We start from the raw sequence: 14,003 nt of genomic DNA, 5'->3' as shown, positions 1-14,003 counted from the left end.
CGATTTCAACGTCGGCAATCTCCTTAGGAGGCAACTGATGACGATCACGTCGCATCTCGTAGAACTTGCAGAGAAGCACCGGGCCCTAGAGCTGAAAATCAATCAAGCCATCGCGAGCCCCGGATCGGACGATATCGAAGTACGTAGGTTGAAACAGGAAAAGCTGAAGCTCAAGGACGAGATAGAGCGTTTACGGCGAGAGACACGCCACTAGCTCACAGCTGATCACATCATCGAATTCTGATCGAAGCCCTGCCACCGGAAACCGTCCGGGCGGGGCTTTTATATTTTCTCCTGGACTTCTCCCACGCTGAAAATCGCTGTTGACCGACGTTCCCGCCTCCCGTATTTAACCGACTGGTTATTTAACCGATAAGATAAATATGACCGATCGTCTGAGCGATACCTTTGCTGCCCTTGCGGACCCGACGCGTCGCGCGATTTTGGCGCGCCTTGCTCTCGGCGAGACGTCCGTCACCGATCTCGCGGAACCGTTCGAGATGAGCCTTCCCGCTGTCTCCAAGCATCTGAAGGTTCTTGAACGTGCGGGTCTCGTCGTCAGAGGCCGGGACGCACAGTGGCGGCCGTGCCGCCTCGATCCAGCGCCGCTGAAGGAAGTCGACAACTGGGTGGAGCACTACAGAAGGTTCTGGGAGCAGAGCTTCGATCGGCTCGATGAGTATCTGCGCGTGTTGCAAGCCAAGGAGAAGAAAAGTGGCCGAAAGCAAACGAAGCGAAGCTGATGCGTCTTCGGAAACGTCATCTTCGGATCGCGAGATGGTCGTCACGCGGCTTCTTCCAGCGCCACGGGAACTGGTATTCGCGGCTTTCACCGATGCCAAACACATCAGCGCGTGGTGGGGACCCAACGGGTTCACGACGACGACTTATGAAAAGGATGTGCGGCCGGGCGGACAATGGCTCTTCACGATGCACGGTCCCGACGGCACCGATTACCCGAACCGCATCCGCTACACAGAGGTGAGGCCACTCGAGTTCCTTGCCTACGATCACGATGAAGGCGAGGGCGGAAACCCGCTGCAGGCGTTCAAAGCTACCGTCACGATCGAGCCAGAAGGCCGCAACACGAGAGTGACGTTGCGGCTTACCCTGGCGACACCTGAACAGCGCAAGATGTTGGCGGAGTTCGGAGCGATCGAAGGCGGTAATCAGACGCTCGCTCGTCTCGAAGACTATCTCTCGCGAGCTGGAAAAACCGGTATGACAAAATCGAACGAACAAGAAAAAATCGAGCCGTTCGTCATTTCACGCGTATTCGATGCGCCTCGCGAGCTGGTCTTCAAGGCGTTCACGGAACCCGAGCGCATGAAGGAGTGGTGGGGACCGAAGGGCTTCAAGGGCATTGCCGGAGAGATGGATCTCCGCCCAGGCGGCCGCTACCACTACGGCCTCCAAGCGCCGGATGGTTCAATCATGTGGGGCTTGTTCGTCTACCGCGAGGTTTCGGCACCGGAACGGATCGTTCTTGTCAATTCGTTCTCGGACGCGGAGGGCGGGCTGACGCGACACCCGATGAATCCGAAATGGCCTCTGCGAATGCTTTCCATCTTCACGTTCGAGGACGTGGGGAGCGGAAAAACGAAGCTCACGGTGTCCTGGACGCCGATCGAGGAGAGCGCTGAAGAGCGCGAGGTCTTCGAACAGGCGCGTCCGAGCATGACGCAGGGCTGGTCCGGAACGTTCGGACAGCTCGAGAGCTATCTGGGTGCTCTGCAGAAGGGCGAGTAGGCACAAAAAAGACACCTCCGCTATCATCCGGAGGTGTCCTTATTTGTCTGGAAGCTTGGCTGGTTCTTAGCCGCCCTGCCGCCGCGAAAACGAAACGGCGTAGGCCTGCGAGCGCATCGGGAAGATCTTGTCGTTCTCGGGCCCTTCGATGCCATCGACCACGTTGGTCGGATCGAACATTCCGGCGTCGCACGTCTTGTCGTCTTCGAAGCCGGTGATCGAGATGGTCCCCAGCGTCACGGACTTGCGCTGGTCTTCCGGCCAAAGCTTCGTGGGATCGTCCGTCGGATCGCCAGCCTCGCCGAGAATGGCCGTCAGCTTGAATTCAATGGGGCCTTTAGCTAAGCGATCCTTCAACTCAGGTCGATAGAAGTCGGCGTCCTTCGTCTTGGCTTCATCGTCAGAAAGGCCGACATCGCCGGCGAGCGGGATGGCCTTGTACTTGAACACCTGCTTCTTGCCTTCGGCATTGGTGGCGGTGAAGGCATGAACGCCCCAGTAATCGACCGTGCCGTAGCTTGCTGGGATGGGTCGCGCATTCAGGAATTGCGCCTGCTGCGTCGAGTTGGGATTTTCCTTGAAGTATTCGCCGATCTTGGCCTTGTCCTTCGTGGCCACCGTCGTCAACAGCTTCAGGAACTGGTCGGGATCGCGCGCAACAAATACCGGCGCGGAGATCAGCACGAGATCGGTGGTATTGTCATGCCCGAGATCGAAATGCAGCGCCATGCCGCGCACATTGTCCTTCTGGGCATTCGATGCGTTTGGATCGCCGCCGCCCATTGAAAAGCGGCCGACCACGCCGACCGGAGTTTTCGAATTGAGATGAGGCGCTTTGCTGAAAGCGGCCGCGTCGCTGCTGGGAACGAAGTTGCCCTTAACACACATGCCGTGTGTGTGTGCGGCCCGAAGACCTTTGTGTGCGCCGAAGACGGAATTGAGAGCGTTCACGAGACTCTCCCCGTCGGCGTCCGCATTGGCTTGCGACAGAGGGGTGACCGTTATCGCAGCGACGAGCGCGGCGGCAGCTACGCGCCGATAGGACATCATGGAAGCTTCTCCGTTGCGGTATTGATGACAGCAATCATGTCCGCGGTTTCATACCGTCTTCGGAGCCCAACGGACAGACATTATCTGCGCAAAAAATCAGCCCGCGTGGCGGTTAGCCACGGGGCGATGATCGATATGATCAAGAATTCTTATTACGGTACCGTGAATGTCCGGGCCGACGAGGCCCTACATCTCAGGCGACGTTTTTGTGCCACTCGGGGAAGGGATCGGGCAATCCTCGCCAGAGCGAAATGTCGACGCGCGTGTTCTCAGCAATCGCAAGCAAACAGGCGTCGAGATCGGCGCGGATCTTGTCCGGGTTCATTTCGCGCGTGCCGATGAAGACGATCTCCTGGCGGCGGTCGCCCCAGATTTTATGCCACCCCTTGTCGATCCTGCCGAGCAGGCTTTCTTCAGTCGGCCAGTTCTTTTTGGGAACCGCCGCCCACCAATAACCAATGGCCTCGTGGCGTACGAGAGCGCCTGCCTGGCTGACCTCGCCGACCCATTGCGGACGAGAGGCGAGCCAGAAAAAGCCTTTGGCGCGGACGACACCAGGCCACCCGCTATTGAAGAACGCGTGGATCTTTTCGGGTACGAATGGACGGCGTGCGCGATATACGAAACTTGAGATGCCGTACTCGTCGGTCTCCGGGACGTGGTGCTTGAAGCCATTGAGCTCCTTGAGCCACGTGGGATGCCGGTGCGCATTCTCGAAATCAAAAAGGTTTGTGTCGAGAATATCGGAGGGTTCGACGCGGCCGTGATTTGTCTCGATGATGCGCGCATCGGCGTTTAGCGATCGTATGATCGCGCGGGCCGCCGCCAAGTCTTGCGGTGACGCGATGTCTACCTTGTTCAGGACTATGACGTCGGCAAATTCGAGTTGCTCCACGAGAAGCTGGACAAGGGGCCTCTCATCGCCTTCGCCTGCGACCTCTCCCCGGTCGCGAAGAAAGTCGCGGGATGAATAGTCTTTGAGAAGATGAGCAGCATCGACGACAGTCACCATCGTATCGAGCCTGGCGACGTCGGATAAGCTTTGTCCGTTCTCATCGCGGAATTCGAACGTCGTCGCCACAGGCAGGGGTTCGGCTATGCCGGTCGACTCGATGAGCAGGTAGTCGAACCGGCGCTCGGCTGCGAGGCGACGCACCTCCTTCAGCAAGTCATCGCGGAGCGTGCAGCAGATGCACCCGTTCGACAATTCGACCAGCGTCTCGTCGGTACGGGAAAGACCGGCGCCGCCCATCGCGACGAGATCGGCATCGATATTGACCTCGCTCATGTCGTTGACAATGACCGCGACCTTCAAGCCAGCACGATTGTTCAGGACGTGATTGAGAAGCGTCGTTTTTCCCGCGCCGAGATAGCCGGAAAGAACGGTGACCGGCAGCCGCCGGTCGGGCGTCGCTGATAATGATCTGAGGTGAGCGGTAATGCCGGAATCCATGACGACCTCCGTGAAGATGAGATCGCCTGTATATTAGTATGTTATAATATCCGTCAAGTGAGGTGTGGGAGAATAGATAAAGCCGCCGGCACCGCCGACGGCTTCTTCATTCTCAATGCCGATGGCGGCGTTACGCGACGACGATGATGTCGACGACTTCGAGCGTGTCAGGATCGACAATAGCGACATGCGACTCATCGATCATGAAGTACTCGTAGCCGCTGTAGTCCGGCACGATCGTCACGATGTCCTGGGGGATCGGGTAGAAGTGAACCGAACGAGGCACCACCACTCCGACGTTCACCGCGACGCCGATGTCGCGCGCTGGGGAGACGCGATGACCGATGAAAGCCGAGCGAACTCGGGTCTTCTGTTCCGGGCTGATGCTGGTGATCGATCCTCGCGGCCGAGACTTACCCTCGGCGCCTTCGCTCGTTCCCGTTGCGCCGCGATCACCGCGTGAGCGATCGTTGGCTTCCGATCGCATCTTATCTTTATCCTGGCGCTCGCCACGGTCTGCGCGGTCGTTATCTTTGTTGCGATTGTGGTCGCGATCGGATGCCTGACTATCGCGATCCTTGCCGCCACGGTTTTCATCAGCTGCCTGGTGGCGATCGGACTTGTCAGACCGCTCATCGGACGCCGAATGCTTCTTCATCGAGCCAGAACGCTCGTCAGAAGCCGAATTTCGCTTCATGGAGCCGGAGCGCTCTTCCGAGGCCGAGCTGCGGTCACCCTTGCCTTCTGAACGGAAGTTATCAGACGGGCCACCATTCCCCTCGGTCGATCCGCCTTTCATTGCCGCTGCCGGAGAACCACCCGAGGGACCTGCGCGGTCCATGCCGCCACCTCCGCCGGAACGTTCCATCGCGGCGCCGCCGCCTGCTCCGCCACCGGGGCCGGCGCCATTCGGATCGGCGATTGCAAATGAAGACCCCGCCACAAGTGCGAGGGCAACAATCGAATATTTCATCATAGCGTGTTCCTCTCCATCCATTCGACATTCAAGCGCGACTGCCCTCGCGAGTGCGTGGTGAACGTGCTGGAAGGAGTGCTGTTCCGGACAAAGCAAAAAAGCGTGCCGTCTCGATGGAGTCGGCGGATCGATGGGGATCGAACCGAGCATCGATCTCACCAAGCGCCGTACTGCGGCGCACAAGAATTCTGTATCAAAAGACCTTTAATTTCAGGCGGATTTGTTTGAACTCTTCTTGTGCGTGCTGGTTTCTCAGCATACGCTTCAAGTAAGCGAATTGAACAACGGTGACTGCGATGACAGATACCGCCACGGTGGAACGGGACACCACCGCACCAACCCGAGATCTCACCAAAGCTGAAGTCGATCGTTTTCTGTTCGGGAAGCACATCACGGGCTGCCCGGTTTGCGGCCGCTTCCGCTCGAACTGCGATGTCGACATCCACATGCTGACCTGCGAGCGCAAGTCTTCTTCAAGCAATGCGCCGGTCAATGTGCTGATGATCGTTTGCCAAAACTGCGGCGCGATCCAGTTTCACGACCGGTCGGTGATCGCGAAATGGCTCGATTGCCAGCACAAGGTGTGGGTGAAATAGTCGACCGTTAGATGAGGATCACGCTGCGCCGCACACGCAATGTGCCGCGTAGCTATTCCATGGACAGGATGAAGTTGCGGACGACGGGATAGATCTCGCGCTCCCAGCGTTTGCCGTTGAACGTTCCGTAGTGACCGACGTTCGCTTGCAGATGGTGTCGCTTCAAGTGCGGACGCAGCGACTGGCAGAGATCATGCGCCGCTGAGGTTTGACCAAGCGCGCAGATGTCGTCGCGGCCGCCTTCGACGGTCAATAGCGCCGTCTTCAGGATCTTGGCGCAATCAACCTTTCGACCATGATAGGTGAAGTCGCCGGTCGCGAGTTCCGCCTTCTGGAAGATCCGATCGATCGTCTCGAGATAGAATTCTTCAGTGAGATCGAGCACGGCGAAGTATTCGTCATAGAAATTTTTGATCTTCTGGGCTTCGGCGAGTTCGCCCTTGGCCAGATGGTCATAGAGTTTCTGATGTTGCGCACGATGGCGGTCGACGTTCATCGCGACGAAGCTGAAGAGCTGCACGAATCCGGGATAGACTCGGCGACCTCCACCGGCGTACCGGGCCGGAACGCGCGCCGTGACGTTGGCTTTGAACCACGAGAGCGGCTTTTCGCTTGCGAGCTTATTGACCGCCGTAGGGCTTTCGCGAACGTCGATCGGCCCGGCCATAAGTGTCATGGAGCGCGGCGTTGCGGGGTTCTTGTCTTCCGACATGACTGCGACGGCGACGAGAGCCTGGACGCAGGGTTGGCAAACCGCGAGCAGATGCGTGTCGGGGCCAATCTCTTCGACGAAGCGAATGATGTAATCGACATACTCATCGACGCCGAAACGGCCGGCGTCCAACGGGACGTCCCGGGCGTTGACCCAGTCGGTGATGTAGACGTCGTGGTCCTGCAAAAGCGTTTCGCACGTTCGGGCCAACAGCGTCGCGAAATGGCCCGACAACGGGGCGACCACCAACACTTTGGGCTGCTTGCTATCGATGTCCTTGCGGAAGTGCAGAAGGTTGCCGAACGGGAGACTGAGAGCGACCTCCTCGGACACGGGAACATCACGGTTGCCGACGCGCACCGTCGAGATCGCGAACTCCGGACGCGAGTGCGTGAGCTCGAAACGCGAGATCATCTCGAAGCCGGCTGCAAGGTGCGCCCGCCAGGCGTCGACAGTCGGGATGATCTGCCGTTCGACCGCTGCCTTGGAGTTCCTGGCGACTTCGCGAAACGGAGCGAGCAGGTCGTCCTGGAACTGATAGGCTTGATACAGCATTCGGGTCCGTCCCCCCCGCGGGCGGTAAACATAAATATCGATGCGACGGAAAAACGTAGTGCATCGCTCGCTGCGCTGCGAGACAATTGTTTAGGCACGGTTACGGCGCAGCGGGGTTGATCGTCGGATGGCAAAAGCGACACTGACGATATCGTCAAAGAACTATTCGTCCTGGTCTTTGCGCGGCTGGCTTCTCTGCCGGATGGCGGGGCTCGATTTCGACGAAGAGCTTGTTGCGCATGACGATCAGGAGGTGCGCCAGGAGCTTTTGCTGCTGTCTCCGTCGGTGCGCGTGCCCCGGCTGTCGGACGGCAGAGTGACCGTGTGGGACACGCTGGCTATTGCCGAATATCTCGCTGAGATCGCCCCAGATGCAGGCTTGCTGCCCAAGGATCAGGCAATGCGTGCACATTGCCGGGCAGTGTCGGGGGAAATGCATTCCGGTTTCTACAACCTGCGTTCGGCGCTGCCGATGAACCTGAAGGCGCGTCATCAGTCCTTCAAGATTTTCTCCGGTGCTCGTCCGGACGTCGAGCGGATCAAGACGATCTGGGCGGAGTGTCTTGAAGCGTATGGCGGGCCTTATCTGTTCGGCGCAAAGCCGACCGTTGCGGATGCGATGTATGCGCCCGTCTGCACGCGCTTTAGAACCTATGCCGTGGCGCTCGAACCGATTCTTACGCCCTATTGCGACACCATATTCCACTGGCCGCTCATGCAGGAGTGGACGCAGGGTGCTCTCGTCGAGCCCGATGAGATCGTTGAACTCGAGGTCGAGTTTTAACCCTCCCTCTTGGGTACGGCGCCGCAATATCGGCGCGTCCATGGCTAATCTGAACGCGTTTTGAACGGCTCGACGGAGTCCGGCAAATAATTCGTTTGAGGGCCTGTATCGAAATGACCGATACTCGCCTTGCGCAGTGTCGCGCTTCCAATTGGACGTCCGTCCGAGGGTTCGATGATCGGGTATGCAGTGACGCCGGCCTCGGCTGCCGTCGGAGGCTCGCGCCGTGCCTAATCCCTTCGCGGCAAACGTCGGGGGCTATCGTCCGGACCTCGACGGTCTACGCGGCATCGCCGTTGCTGCCGTTGTCGCCTACCATCTCGAACTGCCGTTCGCTACGGGCGGCTTCGTCGGGGTCGACGTCTTTTTCGTATTATCGGGCTACCTGATCACGCGCCTCATCGCGGAGGAAATGCGCTCCGGCGCATTCAGTCTCGCGCGTTTTTACGAGCGGCGCATCCGGCGCATCGTGCCGGCGATGGTTTTCGTCTGCGCCTGCACCACGGCGATGGCGATCGCGTTTCTGCTGCCCGACGAACTCAAGCGCTATTCGTCGAGCCTGATCGCAGCGGCGTTCTCCTACAGCAACGTCTGGTTTTTCGACAATTCCGGCTATTTCGATCCGGGTAGCGGCACGCAACCGCTGCTGCATACGTGGAGCCTCGGGATCGAGGAGCAGTTCTACATTGTCTTCCCGCTGTTGCTCTTGGCGGTCTTCCGCTGGCGGCCGCGCGCGCTTGGGACGGTGATCTGGTTGGCATTCGCGGCGTCGCTCGTCGCAAGTGTTGTCCTGCTGCCGGAGCATCCCGCCGCCACGTTCTACCTTTTACACACACGCGCGTGGGAATTGCTTACCGGATCAATCCTGGCATTGGGTTTGTTGCCCCGGCCCGCCTCGCAGGCTCAACGTGAAATCGCGGTCGCGGCGGGCATCGTTGCGATTGCGGTGGCGGTTTTCGGCTTTACGTCCAAGACCCCGTTTCCGGGTGCTTCCGCTCTGCTGCCCTGTATCGGAACGGCGCTCGCGATCTGGGCCAGCGAGGGCGGAGAAGCGGCGGGTAGCCGCTTCCTCAAGTTTCGGCCGCTCATGTTTCTCGGGCTCATCTCTTACAGCCTGTATCTCTGGCATTGGCCGCTGATCGTTTTCTCGAAGCTCGCAACGTCTGAGCACCTTGCTTGGACAGAGCAGGTCTCGCTGGCGGTCGTGATGGTGGGGCTCGCAATCTTCACGTGGCACTTCGTCGAGCAGCCCTTTCGCCGACGAGGCGCCGGCGCCTTTTCTCGACGCGCCATTTTCGCGAGCGGTCCACTGGGCCTCGGCGCGTTGGCGGCCTCGGCTTGGGCGTTGATCGCGCTGGGCGGCATACCCGAGAGATTCCCCGAGACCGTTCTGCAGATCGCGGCGGCGCGCGAGGACGCCAGTCCCTTACGCGAAAAGTGCCACTCCCACGCCGGCAGCAAATCCTTCGACGACACCTGCGTGCTCGGCGATGACGTCGCGCCGAGCGTGATCGTCTATGGCGACAGTCACGGGGCGGAATTCAGCGCGGTCTTGGGCGAGTTCGCAAAGCCCCGGCACGCCAGCGTGCGGCAGATCACGGCGTCCGGCTGTCCGCCCGCATCGGGGTTCACCTATGCTCGACGCTCGGCTTGCAGCGAGTACAACGACAGGATGCTAGAGCGTCTGACGTCGATTGCGCCATCGACGGTCGTGCTCGCGAGCTATTCCCTAACTTGGAGCCGGGAATTTCCGGATCAATTCTGGCCCGGCATCGAACGGACTATAATTGCACTGCGCGGTGCCGGTCATCGCGTGATCGTTCTAGGCCCCGTGCCGGACTTGCCCTCCGCCTCGGGCATTCCAGCTGCCGTTGCGCGTTGGGCAGCGTTGGGCGGCGATCCCAGCGATTATTCGTTCGAGCAGCACGATGACGAGATACACGACGTCGAAGCTCGCCTGAGCACCATTGCGACTGCGCAGGGAGCCATCTTTCTCCCGATCTCACAGGAGATTTGTTCAGGAAGCCGATGCAAGGCTTACCAAGACGGTGCCGTCCTCTATTTCGACAACAACCATCTGTCGATGAGCGGCGCGCAGTTGATCGCCAGCCGGCTGCTCGTGCCGGTCATATGGCCCGAACCTGAGCTTTCCGGGATGCACGCGAGCGCGCCGTGATCAGGCGTCCTTCGCCATTTCGCGCAACTTGAATTTTTGGATCTTGCCGGTGGAGGTCTTGGGCACTTCCGCGAATACGATGTGGCGAGGAACCTTGTAGCGGGCGAGCCCGGCGCGGCACCACTCAATGATTTCATCAGACGTTGCGGAAGCGCCAGGACGCAGTTCGACGAATGCGCAGGGCGTTTCACCCCATTTCTCGTCGGGTTTGGCGACGACGGCGCAGAACGCTACGGCGGGATGTTTGTAAAGAACCTCTTCGACCTCGATCGACGAGATGTTCTCGCCGCCCGAGATGATGATGTCCTTCGAGCGGTCCTTCAGCTGGATGTAGCCATCGGGATGCATCACGCCGAGGTCGCCGGAGTGGAACCAGCCGCCCGCGAACGCTTCATCGGTGGCCTTGGCGTTCTTGAGATAGCCCTTCATGACGATGTTGCCGCGGAACATGACCTCTCCGAGCGTCTCGGCATCGGCGGGCACGTCGCGCATCGTTTCGGGGTCTTTCACGGTCAGGCCTTCGAGGGCGACGTAGCGGATGCCTTGGCGAATGCGTTTGGCACTTCGTTCGGCTGGCTCCAACGCGCTCCAGTCGGCATCCCATTCGTTGATGGTCGCCGGCCCGTAGGTTTCGGTGAGACCGTAAAGATGGGTGAGCTCGAAGCCCGCATCTGTCATCGCCGAGATTACGGCGGCAGGCGGCGGAGCGGCGGCATGGTTGAAGGCGACGACGTGCTCGATCTTCTGCTTCTCGTCGTCAGGTGCGTTGAGCAGCGTTGCCATGACGATCGGCGCGCCCGACAGGTGCGTGACCTTATTCGCGACGATGGACTCGTACATCGCTTTGGCCCTGACCCATCGCAAGCAGACGTGCGTGCCCTGGACCATGGTGATGGTCCAAGGGAAGCACCAACCGTTGCAATGGAACATCGGCAGCGTCCAAAGATAGACTGGAAAACGCGTCATGCCGGTCGAGATGGCGTTCGCGTAGCACATCAGCGCCGCGCCGCGGTGATGGTAGACGACGCCTTTGGGATTGCCTGTCGTGCCGGACGTGTAGTTGAGCGAGATCGCTTCCCATTCGTCCTGTGGCCAGCGCCATTTGAAGTCCGGGTCGCCCTGCGCCAGGAAGGCTTCGTAATCGATCGACGATAGAGCTTCGCCGCTCTGTGGAAACTCCAGATCGTTGTAATCGATGATAACCGGCTTCACCTTTGCCAGCGCGAGCGCAGCTTTCATCACGCTGGAGAACTCGCGATCGGTGATGAGAACTTTCGTATCCGCGTGGTCGAGTTGAAAAGCGATGATTGCCGGATCGAGACGTGTGTTGATGGTGTGAAGGACGGCACCGACCATCGGCACGGCATAGTGGGCTTCGAGCATCGCCGGCGTGTTCGCCAGCATCACGGAGACGGTGTCGCCGGGGCCGATGTATTTCTGAGCCAGGGCGCAGGCGAGCTTTTTCGAGCGGCTATAGAACTCCGCATAGCTGATGCGGGTATTGCCGTGGATGATTGCGGTGTGGTTCGGCGCGGCGAGGGCCGAGCGCGACAGGAACGAGAGTGGGGTCAACGGCTGATAGTTGGCCGGATTCTTATCGAGATGATGCTCAAATGGGTTCGACACTTTTTGCGGGCCCTGCTTCTTCCTGCTTTCCCAAGACGCTAGCGAATGCGCCGGAAACGGACAATGGCGGATTTTTTGCCCTTCACGTCAGATCCGGCAGTCGTCCATTACCGCTTTCGTCGATAATCCGGCTGTCATTTGTGAAAGGTCTATCTTGATGTTTGAAACATCAATGTCTAGTAAGAAAACTTGAGTTTTAGGGGTATGGAGCGGACACCCTGATTACCGCCAGCCAAATGCGAGCCGGTCGCGCTCTACTCGGGATCGATCAACAAACGCTGGCCGAGCGCGCTGGTGTTTCGTTGCCGACCATTCAACGCATGGAAGCGAGCACCGGTAACGTCCGCGGTGTCGTCGACACCCTGACCAAAGTCGTGGCGGCCTTCGAGGCCGCTGGCATCGAGCTCATCGGCGAGAATACACCCAGCAGCGGCCAAGGACGCGGCGTCCGCTTCAAGGAACGCCAGTCGCTCAAGGCAGCGCTATCACCTCCGCGACCGCAGCGCCGGAGGAAAGGCGGGGCCTGAGTACTTCCACGTTTCAGCGACGATAGCGCCGGTGTTGCAGCCGACGAGTTCGCCGCTCTCATTCAAAGAGGCGAAGACATGGAGATTTCGGCCAGTGATTCCCCGGCGCGCCATCGGCCAAGCTGGGCCGAACTGTTCACGCCGAAGCTCGTCACGGTGCTGCGCGAAGGCTATCGGCTGAAGGATTTGCGCGCCGATACCGTTTCGGGCCTCACGGTCGCGATCGTGGCGCTTCCGTTGTCCATGGCGATCGCCATCGGATCGGGGCTGTCTCCAGAGAAAGGCCTGTTTACCGCCATCGTCGGAGGCTTCCTGATTTCGGCGCTGGGCGGAAGCCGTTACCAGATCGGAGGTCCCGCGGGTGCGTTCATCGTTCTCATCGCCACAATCGTCGAGCACCGGGGTTACGACGGCCTGGTGATCGCAACCGTGATGGCCGGTTTCATGATGACGGCGGCCGGCTTTCTCCGGCTCGGCACGTACATCAAATACATTCCGTTTCCGGTGACTGTCGGATTCACGGCCGGCATCGCGATCATCATCTTTGCCAGCCAGATCAAGGATCTCCTCGGGCTCGACATAGCCCATGAGCCGGCCGCGCTGCTCCCCAAGCTCGAGGCGATCATCCCTGCTCTCGGCACCATGAAATTGGCCACGATTGCGATATCCGCCCTGTCGATCGGCATCATCGTCGGCATGCGGAGAGTAAGGCCGACTTGGCCGGGAATGCTGATCGCCGTCGCTGTGGCTTCCCTTCTCGCTTGGGGCCTGGGTCTCGACGTCGCGACCATCGGCTCGCGCTTCGGCGAAGTTCCCCGCACGCTTCCCGCGCCGCATCTGCCAGCGATCAACTTGGCCAAGCTTCAGGCCGCACTGCCCGACGCGATCTCCATCGCGCTTCTCGGTGCGATCGAAAGTCTTCTCTCCGCCGTTGTCGCCGACGGCATGTCCGGTCGCAGGCATCGCTCAAATTGCGAATTGGTCGCGCAGGGCGTCGCCAACGTCGCCGCCGTTACCTTCGGCGGCATGTGCGTCACCGGCACGATCGCGCGCACGGCCACCAATGTCCGAGCCGGCGCGCACGGTCCGGTTTCGGGGATGCTGCATTCGGTGTTCGTATTGCTTTTCATGCTGGTGGCTGCGCCGCTCGCGGCATTCATTCCGCTTGCAAGCCTCGGCGGCGTTCTTGCCGTGGTCTGCTGGAACATGGCGGAGAAGCAGGAATTCGCAGCGCTCTTCAGATCCTCATGGGGCGACGCCGCCGTGCTGCTTGCCACCTTCCTCCTGACGATCTTCGTCGATCTCACGACGGCTATCGCTGTGGGCGTTACGCTCGGCGCATTCCTCTTCATTCACCGCATGGCGGAGGCGGTGGAAATCGAGACGGGGAACGTCTTGATCGAAGACGATGTCGCCGACAAGCCGGAGGCCGCGTCCGAACCGACGGCGCTCGGCAGCGACATCATGGTCTATCGAATTTCGGGCGCTTTCTTTTTCGGAGCAACAGGTTCCGTCAGCGCAGTCCTCGACCGCATCGGAGCGCATCCGAAAACCTTCATTCTCGACTTTGCCGATGTGTCTTTCGTCGACAGCACGGCGGCGCGCACGCTGGACAGGTTTGCACACAAACTCGGGCGCGCGGGAACGAAGATCTATTTCACCTCAGCCAACCGCAGCGTGCGTCAGGCGCTTTTGCGTGCGGGCCTGAAGCTGCCGCTCGTGCACTATGCCGCCGATGTCGAAGACGCTGTGGCGGCCAGCCGGGCGATGATCCCAGCCAGCGCCAGTATGAGCTGAGG

Annotated in this window: 13 protein-coding genes; 8 read left to right on the top strand and 5 right to left on the bottom strand. The window is 59.9% G+C overall.

Annotation, left to right across the window (positions count from 1 at the left end; all coding sequences use genetic code 11):
• The first annotated feature begins 34 nt into the window (after positions 1 to 34).
• The 3 genes from EKK30_RS04280 to EKK30_RS04270 all read left to right on the top strand — a co-directional run bounded on the left by EKK30_RS04280 (position 35) and on the right by EKK30_RS04270 (position 1,749).
• Entirely contained in the window at positions 35 to 214 is a 180-nt protein-coding gene (locus EKK30_RS04280) for a DUF465 domain-containing protein (RefSeq protein ID WP_290980868.1), read from the top strand.
• A 169-nt stretch (positions 215 to 383) separates the two neighbouring features.
• The gene (locus tag EKK30_RS04275; RefSeq protein ID WP_290980784.1) at positions 384 to 743 is read left to right on the top strand and encodes a metalloregulator ArsR/SmtB family transcription factor; all 360 of its coding nucleotides are present in this window, start codon (positions 384 to 386) and stop codon (positions 741 to 743) included.
• Positions 715 to 1,749 carry an SRPBCC family protein gene (locus tag EKK30_RS04270; RefSeq protein WP_290980781.1) on the top strand — a complete coding sequence of 345 codons (1,035 nt, stop codon included), beginning with the start codon at positions 715 to 717 and terminating at the stop codon, positions 1,747 to 1,749. Before EKK30_RS04275 ends, EKK30_RS04270 begins: the two co-directional genes overlap by 29 nt.
• A 66-nt stretch (positions 1,750 to 1,815) precedes the next feature.
• On the opposite strand, the gene EKK30_RS04265 is transcribed toward EKK30_RS04270, so the two are convergent.
• The 3 genes from EKK30_RS04265 to EKK30_RS04255 all read right to left on the bottom strand — a co-directional run bounded on the left by EKK30_RS04265 (position 1,816) and on the right by EKK30_RS04255 (position 5,228).
• Positions 1,816 to 2,799, bottom strand: coding sequence for a catalase family peroxidase (locus EKK30_RS04265; protein WP_290980778.1), 984 nt, complete (start codon positions 2,797 to 2,799; stop codon positions 1,816 to 1,818).
• Between the two features lie 193 nt (positions 2,800 to 2,992).
• Complete coding sequence (gene zigA, locus EKK30_RS04260) at positions 2,993 to 4,252, bottom strand: zinc metallochaperone GTPase ZigA (protein WP_290980775.1); 1,260 nt, start codon at positions 4,250 to 4,252, stop codon at positions 2,993 to 2,995.
• Positions 4,253 to 4,382: 130 nt separating this feature from the next.
• Complete coding sequence (locus tag EKK30_RS04255; protein WP_290980772.1) at positions 4,383 to 5,228, bottom strand: DUF1236 domain-containing protein; 846 nt, start codon at positions 5,226 to 5,228, stop codon at positions 4,383 to 4,385.
• 296 nt (positions 5,229 to 5,524) lie between these two features.
• Between EKK30_RS04255 and EKK30_RS04250 the strand changes: the two genes are divergently transcribed.
• Positions 5,525 to 5,824 (top strand): hypothetical protein, encoded by a 300-nt coding sequence (locus tag EKK30_RS04250; protein WP_290980769.1) that lies wholly within the window; start codon positions 5,525 to 5,527, stop codon positions 5,822 to 5,824.
• A 52-nt stretch (positions 5,825 to 5,876) separates the two neighbouring features.
• Here EKK30_RS04250 and phaZ read toward each other — a convergent pair whose 3' ends face one another.
• Positions 5,877 to 7,091 (bottom strand): polyhydroxyalkanoate depolymerase, encoded by a 1,215-nt coding sequence (gene phaZ, locus EKK30_RS04245; protein ID WP_290980766.1) that lies wholly within the window; start codon positions 7,089 to 7,091, stop codon positions 5,877 to 5,879.
• A gap of 127 nt (positions 7,092 to 7,218) precedes the next feature.
• On the opposite strand from phaZ, the gene EKK30_RS04240 reads away from it, so the two are divergent.
• Positions 7,219 to 7,875 (top strand): glutathione S-transferase family protein, encoded by a 657-nt coding sequence (locus tag EKK30_RS04240; RefSeq protein ID WP_290980763.1) that lies wholly within the window; start codon positions 7,219 to 7,221, stop codon positions 7,873 to 7,875.
• 226 nt (positions 7,876 to 8,101) lie between these two features.
• Complete coding sequence (locus EKK30_RS04235) at positions 8,102 to 10,051, top strand: acyltransferase family protein (RefSeq protein ID WP_290980760.1); 1,950 nt, start codon at positions 8,102 to 8,104, stop codon at positions 10,049 to 10,051.
• On the opposite strand, the gene EKK30_RS04230 is transcribed toward EKK30_RS04235, so the two are convergent.
• Positions 10,052 to 11,677, bottom strand: coding sequence for an acyl-CoA synthetase (locus tag EKK30_RS04230; protein ID WP_290980757.1), 1,626 nt, complete (start codon positions 11,675 to 11,677; stop codon positions 10,052 to 10,054). It lies immediately after the preceding gene.
• Positions 11,678 to 11,895: 218 nt separating this feature from the next.
• Between EKK30_RS04230 and EKK30_RS04225 the strand changes: the two genes are divergently transcribed.
• The gene (locus EKK30_RS04225; RefSeq protein WP_290980865.1) at positions 11,896 to 12,204 is read left to right on the top strand and encodes a helix-turn-helix domain-containing protein; all 309 of its coding nucleotides are present in this window, start codon (positions 11,896 to 11,898) and stop codon (positions 12,202 to 12,204) included.
• A 78-nt stretch (positions 12,205 to 12,282) separates the two neighbouring features.
• Positions 12,283 to 14,001 (top strand): SulP family inorganic anion transporter, encoded by a 1,719-nt coding sequence (locus EKK30_RS04220; RefSeq protein ID WP_290980754.1) that lies wholly within the window; start codon positions 12,283 to 12,285, stop codon positions 13,999 to 14,001.
• Positions 14,002 to 14,003 lie beyond the last annotated feature (2 nt).

This window comes from Hyphomicrobium sp. (assembly GCF_003987855.1).
Classification (GTDB): Bacteria; Pseudomonadota; Alphaproteobacteria; order Rhizobiales; family Hyphomicrobiaceae; genus Hyphomicrobium_B.
Note: the sequence above shows the minus strand (reverse complement) of the source record. Positions and strands in the feature narration are given on the sequence as shown.

What these genes read in the sequence shown, in the direction of transcription:
- EKK30_RS04255 (WP_290980772.1), bottom strand. Translation starts at nt 5,228, where the DNA reads ATGATGAAATATTCGATTGTTGCCCTCGCACTTGTGGCGGGGTCTTCA.
- zigA (WP_290980775.1), bottom strand. Translation starts at nt 4,252, where the DNA reads ATGGATTCCGGCATTACCGCTCACCTCAGATCATTATCAGCGACGCCC.
- EKK30_RS04265 (WP_290980778.1), bottom strand. Translation starts at nt 2,799, where the DNA reads ATGATGTCCTATCGGCGCGTAGCTGCCGCCGCGCTCGTCGCTGCGATA.
- phaZ (WP_290980766.1), bottom strand. Translation starts at nt 7,091, where the DNA reads ATGCTGTATCAAGCCTATCAGTTCCAGGACGACCTGCTCGCTCCGTTT.
- EKK30_RS04275 (WP_290980784.1), top strand. Translation starts at nt 384, where the DNA reads ATGACCGATCGTCTGAGCGATACCTTTGCTGCCCTTGCGGACCCGACG.
- EKK30_RS04240 (WP_290980763.1), top strand. Translation starts at nt 7,219, where the DNA reads ATGGCAAAAGCGACACTGACGATATCGTCAAAGAACTATTCGTCCTGG.
- EKK30_RS04220 (WP_290980754.1), top strand. Translation starts at nt 12,283, where the DNA reads ATGGAGATTTCGGCCAGTGATTCCCCGGCGCGCCATCGGCCAAGCTGG.
- EKK30_RS04250 (WP_290980769.1), top strand. Translation starts at nt 5,525, where the DNA reads ATGACAGATACCGCCACGGTGGAACGGGACACCACCGCACCAACCCGA.